Genomic DNA, 16,227 nt, shown 5'->3' with positions numbered 1-16,227 from the left:
AGGAATTATGCGGGAGCCGTTGCGGAGACGGCATTCCAGCTTTTGCACATCGAATTTCAACCGGCAATATGCTGTTTCTCGCACTGCCGGCTATGACGTCTTGACGAGCCGTGCAAGCAGTCCACATAAACCTCCATGCCTAAAGCGTGTCGCAATCTTTCAGATTCGCTCCTTGCGCTTTAGGTCTTTGTTTTTATGCATGTCGCTATCGCAAAACCGCGGCACACTTTTGCGCGACATGCTTTAGCAAGGGGCAATGGGTGAACGGGATCATGAAAGACATATTCATCGTCGAAGACGACGCGCTGATTGCCATGCTGCTCGAGGACATGCTCGCCGATCTGGGCTACCGGGTCTGCGCCAGCGCGCCCGATCTGGAACGGGCGCTGACGGCCGCCAGGGATACGGAGTTCGACGCGGCAATTCTCGATGTCTCGCTTGCCGGGCAGAGTTCGCTGCCGGTCGCAAAGCTGCTCGACGAACGCGGAAAACCCTATCTCTATGCGACGGGATACGGTACCGCACCTGATGGCAGCAGCCCAAGCACGCTGCCCGTGCTGCAAAAACCCTTCCAGCTCAGCGAACTCGAACAGGCGATGAAGCGGCTTACCGAAGCCTGACTTTCCTATTCAGCGCACCTGATCGAGCAGACGCTTGCATTCCAGGAGGTCGTAGAGCGCCTCCTGCAGCAACGCCCTGTCTTCCTTGCCGACGCTCGATTTGCCGATCGAGACTTCCTGCTCGTCGTCTCCGGCGACAAAATTGAAGAACCGGCGGGTGATCGGCGGCTTGGCGCGGCCGACGATCTGGTCTTCATCGGCCATGCCGACGCGCGGTTCCCCGGCCCCCATGTCCTGCACGCCTGACGCAAGCGCCTCGACGCTGGCGAGATCGCCATGACCGATCGATATGACGAACTTGTTGCCGTTGGTCTTCAGAAGCTTCTGCACACCCTTGATCGTATAGCCATGATCATAGAGCAAATGCCGGATCCCCTTGAGGAGGTCGACATCCTCCGGCCGATAGTAGCGACGGCCGCCGCCGCGCTTCATCGGCTTTATCTGGGGAAAACGCGTCTCCCAGAAGCGCAGCACATGCTGCGGCAGATCAAGATCGTCTGCAACTTCGCTGATGGTGCGAAAGGCATCGGGGCTCTTGTCCAACGTCATACTGCTACGCGACCTCGCGGCTCGATCCTACGGCGACTCATCATATTTCAACGGTTTGGCGCCGACAATTCAAGTCATGTCTTGACGTTGCGCACAAGGATGGAGAGCGCGAGAGAGAAAAAAAGCCGTTTCCGAAACGGGAAGCCGATTATCAGGGAGCCGGATTCAGCGGCTTCAGCTTGATCTTGCGAGCGACATGCGATTTGAGGATGCGTGTCTTCAACACGTTCGACGCCTTGAAGGTCATGACCCGGCGGGGGGAAATCGGAACCTCTTCGCCGGTCTTCGGGTTGCGACCGATCCGCTCGTTCTTGTCGCGTACCTGGAAGGTGGCGAAGGAGGAAAGCTTGACGGTTTCGCCACGCACGATGGCGTTGCAGATCTCGTCGATGACGGTTTCCACAAGTTCGGCAGATTCGGTCCGGGAAAGCCCAACCTTTCGGAAAACGGATTCCGCCAGGTCTGCTCGCGTCACTGTTTTTCCGGTCATGGTTTCCCCGCCCATACAAATATTTTGTGAAATCGCACGAAGAGTATTTGTCTTGCGCCTTACGGTCAAGCTCTTGTTCGCCGCCAGTTTTTTAGGATTTGTGCCTACCTACCAGCGCAGCAGAACCGCACCCCAGGTAAAGCCGCCACCCATTGCTTCGAGCATCACCAGGTCGCCCTTCTTGATGCGGCCGTCGCCGGCAGCGGTCGCAAGCGCCAACGGGATCGAGGCAGCCGATGTATTGCCGTGCAGGTCGACGGTGATGACGACCTTCGCGGCATCGATGTTCAGCTTCTTCGCCGACCCGTCGATGATGCGGCGATTAGCTTGATGTGGCACCAGCCAGTCGAGGTCATCGGCGGTGGTGCCGGTTGAATCGAAAGCCGCCTGGATGACGTCGGTGATCATGCCGACGGCATATTTGAAGACCTCGCGGCCTTCCATGCGCAGCTTGCCGACAGTGCCCGTCGTCGACGGTCCGCCGTCAACATAAAGCTTTTCCTTGTGCGAGCCGTCGGAACGCAGATGTGCGGTCAGCACGCCGCGATCGGCAACGGTACCCTCGCCTTCTGTCGCTTCGAGTATGATCGCGCCGGCGCCGTCGCCGAAAAGCACGCAGGTGGTGCGGTCGTTCCAGTCGAGAATGCGCGAAAAAGTTTCAGCGCCGATGACGAGAACGCGCTTGGCAAGCCCGCCGCGGATATAGGCATCGGCAGTCGTCACCGCATAGACGAAACCGGTGCATACGGCCTGGACGTCGAAGGCGAAGCCGTGGCTCATGCCGAGGCGGTTCTGGATGTTGACCGACGTTGCCGGAAAGGTGTTATCCGGCGTCGAGGTGGCACAGATGACGAGATCGATATCGGCAGGCGTCAGGCCGCCATTGGCAAGGGCTGCGCGTGCGGCGGCCTCGCCGAGTGACGCCGTCGTTTCGTCATCGCCGGCGACATAACGCTGGCGGATGCCGGTGCGCTGGACGATCCATTCGTCTGATGTGTCGACGATGGCCTCCATGTCACGATTGGTCATCACGCGCTTCGGAAGTGCGGCTCCGAACCCGCGAACCACTGAACGGATCATCTTTGATTGAACCCCATCGCTCATGCCGCTTCCGGGCCCATCGGGGGCAGCCGCTTGGCATGATATTTCTTAAGATCGTTTTCTATTTTCTGATTGAGGCCGTTCTTGGCCATGTCGTAGCCGACCTCGATGGCGGCTGCGATGCCTTCGGCATTCGCCCCGCCATGGCTTTTGATGACGATGCCGTTCAGGCCGAGAAACACGCCGCCATTGACCTTGCTCGGATCGAGCTTCTCGCGAAGCATGTCGAAGGCGCTTTTGGCGAAGAGGTAGCCGATGCGGGCGAGCAGCGTGCGCGACATGGCGGCACGCAGATATTCGCCGATCTGCTTGGCGGTGCCTTCGGCGGTCTTGAGCGCGATGTTGCCGGAAAATCCTTCGGTGACGACGACGTCGACCGTGCCCTTGCCAAGGTCGTTGCCCTCGACGAAGCCGGAATATTCGAGCGAATCGATGTTCGCCTCGCGCAACAGCCGGCCGGCCTCCTTGACCTCCTCCTGGCCCTTCATCTCCTCGACGCCGACGTTGAGAAGGCCGACCGTCGGACGTTCGACCTCGAAGAGCGCGCGCGCCATGGCGCCACCCATCAGGGCAAAATCCATCAGTTGCTGCGCATCGGCGCCGATCGTCGCGCCGACATCGAGCACGATGCTCTCACCCTTCAGCGTCGGCCAGATCGCGGCAATCGCCGGACGCTCGATATTGGCCATGGTGCGCAGACAGAATTTCGCCATCGCCATCAGCGCGCCGGTATTGCCGGCCGACACCGCGACATCGGCGTCACCCGTCTTCACCGCCGCGATCGAGCGCCACATGGTGGAGATGTAACGGCCACGGCGCAGCGCCTGGCTCGGCTTCTCATCCATGGCGACGGCAAGCTCGCAGTCGTGAAAGATCGATTTTTCCCTGAGTTTCGGAAACTTGGCGAGAACCGGATCGCACTGTTCCTTGAGACCATAGAGAACGAAGGAAATATCCGGATGCCGATCCAACGCCTTGGCGGCGCCGGGGATGACAACCTGGGGACCAAAGTCGCCACCCATGAGGTCGAGAGATATTCTGATCACGCGTCCCTGATCCTTCTTTTCGCCGAGGGCGAAATTTCGGCCAAAATACCGGTTTTGGCGTCGCTTACAACTGAATTGTGTCAAATGCCAGAGGGGCTTCAGTCCTTTTTCCAGTCCTTGAGGGCTGCGAAGGCAGAGGGCTTTTTATCGTCCTCGCCGCTGTCTTCGACATGGCCGGCGAATTCGATACCCTGCTTGCGCGGATAGGGATCGATCGCCAGAGCGGCGAATTCGGCAACCACCTCGCCGGCGTCGATCGTATCGCCGACAAAGTTCTCGGGCAGGTCAGGACCGTCGGGATCGAGCAGCATCTCGCCGGCGTCGTTGCCGGCTTGGCGGGCAAGCTTGGAGCCTTCCGGCACGAAGATCTGCTCGAAGCTCTCATCGATGGCGGATTCGACCGGTTCCAGCGTCACGACGCAGGACTGGACGATCTTCGCCTGCACGCGGCCCTTGATGCGCACGCCATCGCGCTTCCAGCGGGCAATCTGCAGATCGGCGCTGAGATCGTCGACGGAAACGACGTTCCAGGTCTTGGCGAGCGCCTTCAGTTCGCTGGCGTCGGCCTCGACATGGACCTCGACGGGGTTGGCCGAGATATGGCCGACCTTGACGTGATAGGAGAAGGGAACATCGTCCCGATCATTCTGCATCGTTTCCTCCTTCAACTGACCGGCGGGAGCGTTGCCGAACCGGTGGCGATTACCTCTTCGGCAACGGCGGACAGATGCGATTCTGCGGCCATCATCCATCCGGCAAGGCCGGACATATCGGCCGGCGCCGAGGTTTCGGGGTAGATATTGCGCTGAAGGGCAAGAGCCAGGGCTTCGGCATCGTCTGTGTCCATCGCCTTCGAATAGGCTTCGAGCCGGCCGTAAAACATGCCGGCGAGCTTTTTCATGCGCTTCGGCACGCTGTTGTCGCCGATGCCGAGTTCGCGGATCGAATAGTCGATATCCTGGAAGAAGGCGTCGACGATCTCCTGGGCGATCTCCTGGCCGCTGGTGGCGGAAGCACGGGTGCGGCGAAAAAACAGAATCATGGCGATCGACAGCATCTCGAAACGGCCCATGACCGTATCCGGCACATTGAGCCGCTCGTAGAGTTCCGGCATGCGCGCGGCCGCCGCCAACGCCGCATATTGCCTGTCGACGATCGCCTGATTGTTGTTTTTCTTGCGGAAGAGCCCGAGGATCATTGTTTTTTCCGGAAATGCCTCATTCTTCATGCCGGCTGGCGTATGGCCTTGTTGCATGATTTCGAAAGCTGGTTTACCGAAGCAGGCGCGAATTGCAATGCCGATCATGGCCAGTTTCGGGACGACGCCTTCGATGCGTCAGCGAAGCGAATTCGGGAAATTCGACCCGGAATGGCCACAATGGTTTTGCAGGAGGAAAGCGTGCAAGGCCCCAAATGGCTGCTATCGACACTCAAGGGAGTAGATGTCGTTGAATAAACGGTATTTCAAGTCTGACGTGAAATTCTTCAGCAGTGCGGCCATTGCCTTCATAATTGCCTCCACTACCGCTCTCTCCGGTTGCCAGACCAGCACCGTTCTCAACGGCGGCTACGTCGCCGACCAGCAGTCGCTGAACCTCGTCCCGGAAGGCTCCAGCCGCGAGCAGGTGCTGCTTTCGCTCGGCACCCCGTCAACGACGGCGACTTTCGACGGCGAAGTCTTCTATTACATCTCGCAGCGGCGCACGCGTGCGGTTGCCTTCCAGAAACTGAAGGTCGTCGATCAGAGCGTTCTGGCGATCTATTTCGACAAGGACGGCGTCGTCAACCGCCGCGCCAACTATGCGCTGCAGGACGGCAAGGTGTTCGACACGATCGGACGCGTCACGCCGACCGGCGGCAAGGAACTCACCTTCCTGCAACAGATGCTTTCCGGCGGCAGCGCCGCGAGTGCTGCCCGCAGCCTGTTCGGCGGTGGCGCCGGCGGCACGCCGCAGAACCCAAGCAGCCTGCGCTGATCGGACACGCCTTATACGACGAACCCGCCGGATCGCTCCGGCGGGTTTTTTAATGATCGCTGCGTCAGCTTGAAGTGTGCCAAGCCGGCGCCGTTGTTTATCCGGCGAGAACGGCCAGCAGCAGCAGCGCGACGATATTGGTGATCTTGATCGCCGGGTTGACGGCGGGGCCGGCGGTATCCTTGTAGGGATCGCCGACGGTATCGCCGGTGACGGAAGCCTTGTGTGCATCCGAACCCTTCATGTGACGCACGCCGTCCTTGTCGACGAAACCGTCTTCGAAGCTCTTCTTGGCATTGTCCCAGGCGCCACCACCCGATGTCATCGAGATAGCGACGAATAGGCCGTTGATGATAACGCCGAGCAGCGATGCGCCGAGGGCTGCAAAGGCGGAGGCCTTGGAACCGGAGATGAGAAGCACGCCGAAATAGACGACGATCGGCGCCAGCACCGGCAGCAGCGACGGCACGATCATTTCGCGGATCGCGGCCTTGGTCAGAAGGTCGACCGCCCTGCCGTAATCCGGCTTTTCCGTGCCCTGCATGATGCCGGGCTTTTCCTTGAACTGACGGCGCACTTCCTCGACGATCGCGCTGGCCGCACGGCCGACGGCGGTCATCGCGATGCCACCGAAGAGGTAGGGAATGAGACCTCCGAAGATCAATCCCGCCACCACGTAAGGGTTGGAAAGATCGAAGGAAATTTCACCGATGCCGGCGAAATAAGGGAACTTGTCGCCATTCGCCGCAAAATATTTGAGGTCGTAGGAGTAGGCTGCGAAGAGAACGAGGGCGCCCAGACCGGCGGAGCCGATGGCATAGCCCTTGGTGACGGCCTTGGTCGTATTGCCGACGGCATCGAGCGCATCGGTGGATTTGCGCACCTCCGGCGGCAGGTGTGCCATTTCAGCGATACCGCCGGCATTGTCCGTCACCGGTCCGAACGCGTCGAGCGCGACGATCATTCCAGCGATGCCGAGCATAGCCGTGACCGCAATGCCGGTGCCGAACAGGCCGCCGAGCTGGTAGGTGGCGAGAATGCCGCCAACTATGACGATCGCCGGCAGTGCCGTCGATTCCAGTGAAACCGCCAGGCCCTGGATGACGTTGGTGCCGTGACCGGTGACCGAGGCCTGAGCGATCGAGACGACCGGGCGCTTGCCCGTGCCGGTATAATATTCAGTAATCACCACGATCAGCGCGGTGACGACGAGGCCGATGATGCCGCAGAAGAAGAGGTTCGCGCCTGATATGTCGGCGCCTCCGACCGAGCCGATCGATCCCCAGCCGATGGTGAGCGAGGTGGCAGCGCCAAGGCCGACGATCGACAGCAGGCCGGTGACGATGAGGCCCTTGTAGAGAGCGCCCATGATCGAGCCGTTCGAACCGAGCTTGACGAAGAAGGTGCCGATGATCGAGGTGATGATGCAGGCGCCGCAGATCGCCAGCGGATAGACCATCGCAGACTGGAGGATCGGCGCGCCGGCAAAGAAGATCGCGGCGAGAACCATGGTGGCGACGACCGAGACCGCGTAGGTCTCGAAAAGGTCGGCGGCCATGCCGGCGCAGTCGCCGACATTGTCGCCGACGTTATCGGCAATCGTTGCCGGGTTGCGCGGATCGTCTTCTGGAATGCCGGCTTCCACCTTGCCGACCAGATCGCCGCCGACATCGGCGCCCTTGGTGAAGATGCCGCCGCCGAGACGGGCGAAGATCGAGATCAGCGAAGCGCCGAAGCCGAGCGCCACCAGCGCATCGATAACTTCGCGCGAGCCGCTCTCATGGCCGAGCCCGATGGTCAAGACCGTATAATAGATGGAGACGCCGAGCAGCGCCAGGCCAGCCACCAGCATGCCGGTGATCGCACCCGACTTGAAGGCGATGTCGAGGCCGGCGGAAAGGCTGACGGAAGCTGCCTGAGCGGTGCGCACATTGGCGCGGACGGAGACGTGCATGCCGATGAAGCCAGCAGCACCGGAAAGCACGGCGCCAATCAGGAAGCCGATCGCGGCCTCGCCGGAAAGAAGCAGCCAGGCTAAAATGAAAACAACAACGCCGACAATGGCAATGGTTCTGTACTGGCGCGTCAGATAGGCTTGCGCACCTTCGCGGATATAGCCCGCGATCTCCTGCATGCGGCTGTTGCCCTGATCGGCGGCAAGCACCGACCGGGTTGCCCAGGCGGCATAAACCACCGAGAGCAGACCGCATGCGATTACGCATAAAAGAATCGTCATTTCGCTCTTTCCTCCCATAGGCCGGAGCTCACTCCTTCTCCGGCAGATACGCCGCCGAATCGCCTTCCTCTCCACAGAAATGCCACAGCTAAGCGGTGCGGAGATTGCTTGGTCGATCACGTGGCGTCAAGACCGCAACGGGCGAAAACCATTGCGGTACGAAGAAAGACGTAGGAGGATTATTTGGCGGCTAAAGACTTACTTCTTCGGCTCGCCGCGGACCTGCTTTGCGATGCGGTCGAGCACGGCGTTGACGAGCTTCGGCTCATCGTCATCGAAGAAGGCCTGGGCGATCTCGACATATTCGGTGACGATGACCGCCACCGGAACGTCCTTGCGGTCGGTGATCTCGAAGACGCCGGCGCGCAGGATGGCGCGCACGGTGCTGTCGAGGCGCGACAAGGCCCAATCATCCTGCAGGGCTGCGGCAATCAGCGGATCGAGGCGAACCTGATCACGCACGACACCGGAGACGATGGAACGGAACCAGGCTGCATCGGCTTTCAGATAAGTCTCGCCATCGATTTCCTGACCAAGACGGTGCGCCTCGTATTCAGCCACGATCTCCAGAACGCCCGTGCCGCCGACATCCATCTGATATAGTGCCTGAACGGCAGCAAGACGGGCGGCGCCCCGCTGGTTCGCAGTCTTGACCGGTCGTTCCGTCTTGTCGTCATTCATTCGTTATGCACCCAGTTTCTGCTTCAGCTCGATCATGGTCAGAGCTGCACGAGCGGCAAATCCGCCCTTGTCCTTTTCCGAGCGGCGCACGCGCGTCCAGGCCTGCTCGTCGTTTTCGACGGTCAGGATGCCATTGCCGATGGCAAGGGACTCGCTGACCGCAAGATCCATCAAGGCGCGCGAGGATTCGTTCGACACGATATCGAAGTGATAGGTCTCGCCGCGAATGACCATGCCGAGGGCGACATAGCCGTCATAATGCGTTCCGCCATTGTCGTCTCCATCGAGCGACATGGCAATCGCCGCCGGAATTTCCAGTGCGCCCGGAACGGTGACGACCTCGAAGGTGGCGCCGGCCTCCGTCAATGCGAAGGTCGCGCCTTCGAGCAGGGCGTCGGCCATGTCGTCGTAGAAGCGGGCCTCAACGATCAAAATATGGGGAGCAGTCTCTCTCGACATGGTTCACCTTCGGTTGGCGGGACATTTACCCACGCGGCAGCCCGCGGTCAAAACATGCCTTCGTCCGAATGGCAAGCAATTTCGCCCGATGCCGCAATGGGAAAGAGGAAATATCTGCAAGGGGATAGCAGCACCACAGATGCACAGCTGGGCAAGCCCCTGAAATCAGCTTTCCCGGCCGCCTGGAAAGCGGCAATTCGAAGGCAGCTTTCATGAACAATTCTTAATGGATTTTCAGTGGCTTAACCCATTGAATCGCGAATGAGAGAACGCCAATTCCATGTCGTGACGCAGACGATCCCCTGCAACGACAGCCGACCGTCTAAGCAGATGAAAGGATACAAATCATGCACCGCGTTCTCACCATCACCCTCGCTACCGCCCTCTCCTCCATCGCGTTTGCCGGCGTCAGCCGGGCCGAAAGCCTTGGGATGAACACCCCTCAAGGCATCGAGCAGACGCTCAGGAGCTACCAGGGCAATGACTTCAATGTCCAGGAGGTTTACAACTGGCGCAACTTCGACGACGAGACGAGCGGCCCACACTCCGCACCGCAACGCTCCGGCCAGGCTATCCGCGGCATCCAGGCCTCGATCGACGCCAACAAGTCGCTTGCCCACCGGCTCAACAATGAGGGTGTCAATATTCGCAATGTCGTCAATGCCGAGCAGGCGGCCGATGGGAGCCTCACCTTCTACGTTCGTTGACGGCTCCAGCGTATATTACCGAAAACCTGAATCGATCTTCGTGGTTATGCGTGGATTGAAAGTGATCGAGCGCCTTCACGCGTCCCATTAAAACGCACGGTGCTCAAAGCATGGGCGGCGGTCTCCTCTCCGCCCATGCTGGGGATATCGGAGATAGGCCCAGATAATCATTGAATTTTCCCGGGATGACGGCTTCTCTTCTTGAAACAGGAGGACGTCATGGCAACGGAACCGAAGGCGGTGATCAATACCGCCGATCTCCAGCTCGAGCACTGGACACAGGGCGAGCTCTATGAGAGCACCGACAAATCGTTCGGCACGCTTCTCGGCCTGGCCGGACTGGGCGTCAGCTACAACGAGGTACCTCCAGGCAAATCGGGCTGCCCCTTCCACAACCACCATGTCGAAGACGAGCTCTTCTATGTGATCGCCGGTACCGGCGAATACCGCTTCGGCGACGAGCGCCATGCGATCAAGGCGGGCGACGTGCTCGGCGCGCCGGCGGGCGGACCGGAAACGGCGCACCAGATCATCAACACCGGCACGGCCACACTCATCTATCTCGGCATTTCGACCATGGCGAAGACCGAGATCGTCGAATATCCCGATTCCGGAAAGTTCCTCGCCAAGACGAACAGGGACGGACCAAAAACCGGGCGCTTTCGTCATATCGGACGGCCGGAAGGCGATCTCGACTATTGGGACGGCGAGCCCAGCGCCTGAGAGTGCGATTTCCATAAGGACCCGATGTGACCGACATTCCGACCCTCGAAACGGCGCGGCTGACGCTTCGCCCTCACCGCCTCGACGATTTCGACGCTCATGCGGCATTATGGGCGGACGAGGATGTCGTGCGTTTCATCACCGGCGTGCCGTCGACGCGCGAGCAGAGCTGGAGCCGCATGCTGCGCCTTGCCGGCATGTGGCATCATATGGGCTTCGGCTTTCTGGCGATCGTCGAACAGGAGAGCGGCCGGTTCATCGGCGAAGCGGGCTTCCTGGAAGCCCGCCGCGAGATGGAACCATCAATCGAGGGTACGATGGGCGCTGATGCCTTCGGCGCACGGCCGCGGTTACGCCACCGAGGCGCTGACCGTCCTGATCGGCTGGGCGGAAGCGCATTTTCCCGAAAAACGAATGAGCTGCATAATTAGTCCCGAGAACCAGGCCTCGCTGCGGGTCGCAGCCAAGCTCGGCTTCCGCGAGACCGCGCGCACGCAGTACAACGGCGAGATCATTCAGTTTTCGCGTTAGGGAATTCCACCAAGCGGGCAACCTAGCGCGCGCCATTGCGGGCTTGCTGACATTTGCCGATATCGCCAACAGCAAGTTTAAGCAAAAGGATATCAACGACCTCAGCTTGCGGCACCCGACTTCATCCCCGGATGGGTCCGGACTTGGCACCTGCTACGCGCAAGGAACGCGCTTTAGAGTCGCCGACAAGAGGCAGAAACGCTTGGAATCCTGACGTCCGCCACCTTGACACGACTAAGCATTGACGGCCGAGCCGCGTGGTAATTGCAGCCGGCAGAAACTCCCCATCCATAAGAGGCTGATCACAAATATGACCGTTTTCATTGTTTGCCATAAGGATTTGCCGAGCTACCCTCCTCCCGAGGGCGCGAAAATCATATGGCTCAATTCTAAACCTCCGTTGGAAAACAAGGGAATGGATGTCATTGCCGGCTATGATTTTTTCAGCGAGCCGGAGGAGATTCACGCGAAATTGTCAGGATCGCTGGGAACGATCGTAATCGCGAAAGTCGTTTCCGAAGAATCAGCAAAGCCTCGCAACATTACTATCTGGCAGTATCGTAAATTTTTAACACGGCTAAAAATAGGAACACCCAATCCCGAATATCCCGGGATGAATACAACGAATTCAGAAGAAGTACTGGTCACAAAACCGGAGAATCCGGCGCATTTTACAGAAAATTTTTTCCTGCCTCGGCCGTTGAACCTCCAAAACATATCTCGACACTATGCACGATTCCACAATATTGTCGACTTCCTGAGATATACAGCGTTTTCAATCGAAGCAAACACTTTAACGCAAGCCGAAGCTTTGCACTTTTTTAATTCCAGCACTTTCGTTCCTGGAGGCATTGAACTCGGCACGTATCCGACGGACTGGTGGCTCGATACTTTTGTGCGCCTTGTAGCGCCGTCTTTTGAATTTGCGAAACGATATCAACCGTTTCAAGCCGAAGACCCCGTGCAGAAACGTGCGATCTCATTTTGCCAGGAGCGCCTGGGAAGCTATCTTCTCATCAAACGGATAGCCGAACTCTATGGCAATAACCTACCTGGGTCCTTGTTCGGAGAAATAGCTACCGTATCGAATGATGGGGTCTATAAAAGCGGCGTATAAACCGAGGCGGCCCAATTCCAAACGTAACATCGCAACTCTTTGCGGATACCGGCAGCAGAAGCGGCTGAGCAAATAAAGCTGGCTACTGCATAATTCCTTAAATCGGAATCGATTTAAGGACAAAATTATGCAGTGATTCAAAGTGCTACAGCGTTCTTTGCGCGTTTGAAAAGACGCGCGGCGCTGTAGAGAAAGCTGACCACGGATAGTCGAGCTCCCACACCCCCTTCAGGCTGAGCAGCGAAAGTTCTGCGAACAGTGTGGCGCAAGCTTCACCTCAAATAGTAGCCCCCAAACAGGCTCGAATTGCCGTTCTGCGGATTTCCCATGCAGACGGCAGCCCTTCGCGAAGGACAATACCTTGACGATCAATCAGCCCACGTCTTCTTTGCCGGCCGGTCTTCCTGATCTGGCGCTTCTCACGGAGAAGGCCGCCGGCACGGGATCCGTCATTATCTATCAGCCTTATCTCGATCCGTCGCAGCGCAGCCATCTCGATGCGGCTGCCATGCCGCTCGACATCTCGTTCAATACGCAGGCTACGACCCGCGAATATGAACTCTTCCTCACCCTGCATCAGCATCACGAGGCGATCGGCCTCGGTGACGACGTGTTTTGGGGGCTGCTCTCCAGCAAATTCGAGATGAAGTCGGTGACGAGCTTTCCGTCTTTTGTCGCGGAGGCGGAAAAGGCCAGGGCAGAAGGTGCGGACGCCTATCTTTACAACCCGCTGATCGGCCACGCGGCGATCTACAGCAACGTCTGGGAACATTCGCTGCTTGGCGGCCATCCGGGCATGGACCCGATCTTCCTGCATATCCAGGAGCTCGGCTATCCGATCGCACCGCCGCAAGACAAAACCGCCTTCGCGTTCTGCAACTATTTCTGCGGCAACAGGAAGTTCTGGTCCGGATATTTCGCCTTCTGCGAACGCATTCTGGGATCGTTGGAAAATGAAGCGCGCCTCGGCACGCCGGCGGGCATTGCCTATGCCGGTTCGGCGCAGTATTCACGCGACGCTAACGCGACGATGCGCCCCTTCGTGATCGAGCGTCTGCTCGGGCTCTATGTCCAGCAGGCTGCTGCCAAAGGATTGAAGATCGCCGCCTTCGTGCCGGCGCCTGCCCATTTCGAGTGGAAGTTCGGTGTCCGCCTCGGCCGGATGCTGCATGGTCTCTTCGCCGCCAAGGAGGCTTTTCTTCAGAGCCGCGACCAGGCCCACTTGACCGCCTGGCAGGAGGGCCGTCAACCACTGATCAAGCAGCCGCACCTTATCTGGGGCGCCGATGACCCGCCGGCCTGGATGCCGCGCGGCCAGTTCACGGGTGGCTGCGAACTGATGCCTGCCTATGCTCCGCAGGCTCCCGGCGCCTCCCCGGCGCCGCAGCAGGCTGTGCGTACCGAGATACCCGGCGCCCAGAAGGTCGAGCAGCCGCTTCGCAACGCATTGCAGCCCTTTGCCGGCGGATGGCAGGCCCACAAGGATCGCCATTGCATCTGGATCGTGACGCCCGACAACTACAATCACAGCCACGCCTTCGACGAAGTCGCGCTTGGCCTACAGGGCGCCTTCGAGGAACTCGGCGGCTCGGCACCGATCACCCGGGACATGAACGCATTCGCCGGCCGTGCGCCGATCATCTATGGCGGCAATCTTCTCCCCGCCGAAATCGTCAGCCATCTGCCGAAGGACAGCGTCATCATCAATCTCGAGCAGGTGTCCGAAGAAAGCATCTGGATCAATTCGCGCTACACCTCGATCCTGAAGTCGTTTCCGGTTCTTGACTACAGCCCGCGCAACCGGGAAAATCTCGCGGCCAAGGGCATTGATCATGCCGGCGTGCTCGAAATCGGCTATAGCCGCTGCCTCAGCCAGATACAGCACGCCGTCAAAGATATCGACGTGCTCTTCTACGGCTCGATGAACGAACGCCGCCACCATATCCTGAAAACGCTGAAGGACGGCGGGCTCAAGGTCACGCACCTCTTCAACATCTATGGCGCGGAACGCGATGCGGCGATTGCCCGCGCCAAGATCGTGATCAACATCCATCATTATGCGAGCGGCGTCTTCGAGATCGTCCGCATTTCCTATCTGCTCGCCAATCGCGTTTGCGTGCTGACGGAAGGCGACATCCGCGATCCGGACCTCCAGTCCTTCATCGGCGGCTTGGCAATTGAGCCTTATGACGACATGATCGAGCGCTGCTACAAGCTGATCGCAGATGTCGACGAGCGCGATGCCATTGCCGCGAAGGGCCTTGCGGCCATGCGGAGCCGGTCGCAGGCGGAGATGCTGATGAGCGTCATGAAGGCGGGCGCCTGATGAAGACCGCAGAAAAGGTACGTCATGCGCATTGAGACCGCGGCCATCGAGGGCATCGTTGCAATCACGCCGCCACGCTTCGGCGATCACCGCGGCTACTTCTCCGAGGTATTCAAGGATGCCTGGTTCCGGGAAAATGTGGCCGACGTCACCTTCATCCAGGACAATGAATCGCTTTCGGCGCAGGCCGGCACCGTCCGGGGGCTGCATTTCCAGATACCGCCCTTCGCACAAGGCAAGCTGGTGCGCTGCCTTGCCGGCCGGATCATGGATGTCGTCGTCGATATCCGCGAGGGATCACCGAGCTTCGGCAAATGGCTCTCTCAGGAGCTCTCGCCGGAAACCGGCAAGCAGCTCTGGATACCGGCCGGTTTCGCACACGGATTCGCAACGATCGAGCCGAACAGCGTCATCAGCTACAAGGTAACCGCACCCTACAGCCCGCAGCATGATCGGGGCATCGCGTGGAACGATCCGATGATCGGCATTCGCTGGCCCTTCGATGAGAGAGACATGGTATCATCAGACAAGGACAAGACGCTGCCGCGGCTCGCCGATCTGCCAGGCCATTTTTCCTATTCTACACAGCAACCCAAGGATTGATCGACGATGCGCATCCTGGTCACGGGCGGAGCGGGCTTCATCGGATCGGCATTGGTGCGTCATCTCGTCAGCGAGATCGGCGCCGAGGTGCTGAATGTCGACACGCTGACCTATGCCGGCAATCTGGCGTCACTAAAATCCGTTGAATCGGCGCCGAACTATCAATTTCTGCGTGCCGACATCTGCGACCGCGCCAGGATGCGGGAAGCATTCGCGTCCTTCCGCCCCGATATCGTCATGCATCTCGCAGCCGAGAGCCATGTCGACCGCTCGATCTCGGGCGCGGACGATTTCATTCAGACCAACATCGTCGGCACATTCAGCCTGCTGGATGCCGCACGGCACTATTGGGATGGGCTTGACGCTCGCTACAAGAGCGACTTCCGCTTTCTGCATGTCTCGACGGACGAGGTCTACGGCTCGCTCGGCGACGAGGGCCTCTTCGAGGAGACGACGCCTTACGATCCGTCCTCGCCCTATTCTGCCTCCAAGGCCGCCAGCGACCATCTGGCGATCGCCTGGCACCGCACCTACGGCCTGCCCGTCGTTGTCTCCAATTGCTCCAACAACTACGGCCCGTTCCATTTCCCGGAAAAGCTCATTCCGCTGATGATCCTGAACGCACTCGAGGGCAAGCCTCTTCCGGTTTACGGCAATGGCGCGAATGTCCGCGACTGGCTCTATGTCGAAGACCACGCCCGCGCGCTCTTCACGATCGCATCCAGAGGGCGCCCCGGCGAAAAATACAATGTGGGCGGCCGCAACGAGCGCAGGAATATCGATGTCGTTCATCGCATCTGCGCTATTCTCGACGGCGTCTACGACAACAAGGAACCGCATGCGCGTCTGATCACCAACGTCACGGACCGCCCCGGACACGACGCACGCTATGCGATCGATGCCTCGAAACTCGAAAGCGAACTCGGCTGGAAGGCGCAAGAGACGTTCGAAACCGGCATCGAGAAGACCGTGCACTGGTACTTGGAAAACGAATGGTGGTGGAGGCCGCTGCGCGAAAAGGTCTACTCCGGCGAACGCCTCGGCGTTTTCAAGGGGCGATAA

Annotated in this window: 17 protein-coding genes and 1 pseudogene; 9 read left to right on the top strand and 9 right to left on the bottom strand. The window is 59.3% G+C overall.

All coding sequences use genetic code 11. The features are described 5' to 3' along the window. Nucleotides 1-272: 272 nt before the first annotated feature. On the top strand, nucleotides 273-620 hold the full coding sequence (locus RL_RS08510) for a response regulator (protein WP_011651319.1): 348 nt from the start codon (nucleotides 273-275) through the stop codon (nucleotides 618-620). A 9-nt stretch (nucleotides 621-629) separates the two neighbouring features. On the opposite strand, the gene RL_RS08505 is transcribed toward RL_RS08510, so the two are convergent. The 6 genes from RL_RS08505 to RL_RS08480 form a co-directional block, all read right to left on the bottom strand. Further along, nucleotides 630-1,169 carry a MerR family transcriptional regulator gene (locus tag RL_RS08505; RefSeq protein ID WP_028741422.1) on the bottom strand — a complete coding sequence of 180 codons (540 nt, stop codon included), beginning with the start codon at nucleotides 1,167-1,169 and terminating at the stop codon, nucleotides 630-632. Between the two features lie 151 nt (nucleotides 1,170-1,320). Next, a complete protein-coding gene (locus RL_RS08500) occupies nucleotides 1,321-1,659 on the bottom strand; it encodes an integration host factor subunit alpha (protein WP_003547228.1) in 339 nt (112 codons plus the stop codon). A gap of 108 nt (nucleotides 1,660-1,767) precedes the next feature. Then, nucleotides 1,768-2,739, bottom strand: a complete 972-nt coding sequence (locus RL_RS08495) for a beta-ketoacyl-ACP synthase III (protein WP_011651317.1) — start codon at nucleotides 2,737-2,739, stop codon at nucleotides 1,768-1,770. Nucleotides 2,740-2,759: 20 nt separating this feature from the next. Beyond that, the gene (plsX, locus tag RL_RS08490; RefSeq protein WP_011651316.1) at nucleotides 2,760-3,806 is read right to left on the bottom strand and encodes a phosphate acyltransferase PlsX; all 1,047 of its coding nucleotides are present in this window, start codon (nucleotides 3,804-3,806) and stop codon (nucleotides 2,760-2,762) included. Between the two features lie 98 nt (nucleotides 3,807-3,904). Beyond that, a complete protein-coding gene (locus tag RL_RS08485; RefSeq protein ID WP_011651315.1) occupies nucleotides 3,905-4,459 on the bottom strand; it encodes a YceD family protein in 555 nt (184 codons plus the stop codon). Between the two features lie 11 nt (nucleotides 4,460-4,470). Then, a complete protein-coding gene (locus tag RL_RS08480) occupies nucleotides 4,471-5,112 on the bottom strand; it encodes a ubiquinol-cytochrome C chaperone family protein (protein ID WP_028741423.1) in 642 nt (213 codons plus the stop codon). A gap of 136 nt (nucleotides 5,113-5,248) precedes the next feature. Between RL_RS08480 and RL_RS08475 the strand changes: the two genes are divergently transcribed. Then, nucleotides 5,249-5,782, top strand: a complete 534-nt coding sequence (locus tag RL_RS08475; RefSeq protein WP_011651313.1) for an outer membrane protein assembly factor BamE — start codon at nucleotides 5,249-5,251, stop codon at nucleotides 5,780-5,782. Between the two features lie 97 nt (nucleotides 5,783-5,879). Here the strand turns inward: RL_RS08475 and RL_RS08470 are convergent, their stop codons facing one another. The 3 genes from RL_RS08470 to ribH form a co-directional block, all read right to left on the bottom strand. Beyond that, on the bottom strand, nucleotides 5,880-8,018 hold the full coding sequence (locus tag RL_RS08470) for a sodium-translocating pyrophosphatase (protein WP_041936242.1): 2,139 nt from the start codon (nucleotides 8,016-8,018) through the stop codon (nucleotides 5,880-5,882). Between the two features lie 198 nt (nucleotides 8,019-8,216). Then, on the bottom strand, nucleotides 8,217-8,699 hold the full coding sequence (nusB, locus tag RL_RS08465; RefSeq protein ID WP_011651311.1) for a transcription antitermination factor NusB: 483 nt from the start codon (nucleotides 8,697-8,699) through the stop codon (nucleotides 8,217-8,219). Nucleotides 8,700-8,702: 3 nt separating this feature from the next. After that, nucleotides 8,703-9,158, bottom strand: coding sequence for a 6,7-dimethyl-8-ribityllumazine synthase (gene ribH / locus RL_RS08460; protein ID WP_003547214.1), 456 nt, complete (start codon nucleotides 9,156-9,158; stop codon nucleotides 8,703-8,705). Nucleotides 9,159-9,505: 347 nt separating this feature from the next. Here ribH and RL_RS08455 point away from each other — a divergent pair, with 347 nt between their 5' ends. From RL_RS08455 to rfbB, 7 genes and pseudogenes are all read left to right on the top strand, one after another. After that, entirely contained in the window at nucleotides 9,506-9,865 is a 360-nt protein-coding gene (locus RL_RS08455; RefSeq protein WP_011651310.1) for a hypothetical protein, read from the top strand. Nucleotides 9,866-10,084: 219 nt separating this feature from the next. After that, nucleotides 10,085-10,588, top strand: a complete 504-nt coding sequence (locus RL_RS08450) for a cupin domain-containing protein (protein WP_011651309.1) — start codon at nucleotides 10,085-10,087, stop codon at nucleotides 10,586-10,588. A gap of 26 nt (nucleotides 10,589-10,614) precedes the next feature. Beyond that, nucleotides 10,615-11,119 (top strand): annotated as a pseudogene (locus RL_RS08445) (GNAT family N-acetyltransferase). A gap of 310 nt (nucleotides 11,120-11,429) precedes the next feature. Further along, on the top strand, nucleotides 11,430-12,236 hold the full coding sequence (locus RL_RS08440; protein ID WP_041936543.1) for a hypothetical protein: 807 nt from the start codon (nucleotides 11,430-11,432) through the stop codon (nucleotides 12,234-12,236). 361 nt (nucleotides 12,237-12,597) lie between these two features. Beyond that, a complete protein-coding gene (locus RL_RS08435) occupies nucleotides 12,598-14,562 on the top strand; it encodes a hypothetical protein (protein WP_011651306.1) in 1,965 nt (654 codons plus the stop codon). Nucleotides 14,563-14,586: 24 nt separating this feature from the next. Next, nucleotides 14,587-15,165, top strand: coding sequence for a dTDP-4-dehydrorhamnose 3,5-epimerase (gene rfbC / locus RL_RS08430; protein ID WP_011651305.1), 579 nt, complete (start codon nucleotides 14,587-14,589; stop codon nucleotides 15,163-15,165). Nucleotides 15,166-15,171: 6 nt separating this feature from the next. Then, nucleotides 15,172-16,227 (top strand): dTDP-glucose 4,6-dehydratase, encoded by a 1,056-nt coding sequence (gene rfbB, locus RL_RS08425; protein ID WP_011651304.1) that lies wholly within the window; start codon nucleotides 15,172-15,174, stop codon nucleotides 16,225-16,227.

This window comes from Rhizobium johnstonii 3841, from assembly GCF_000009265.1.
GTDB lineage: Bacteria > Pseudomonadota > Alphaproteobacteria > Rhizobiales > Rhizobiaceae > Rhizobium > Rhizobium acaciae.
Note: the sequence above shows the minus strand (reverse complement) of the source record. Positions and strands in the feature narration are given on the sequence as shown.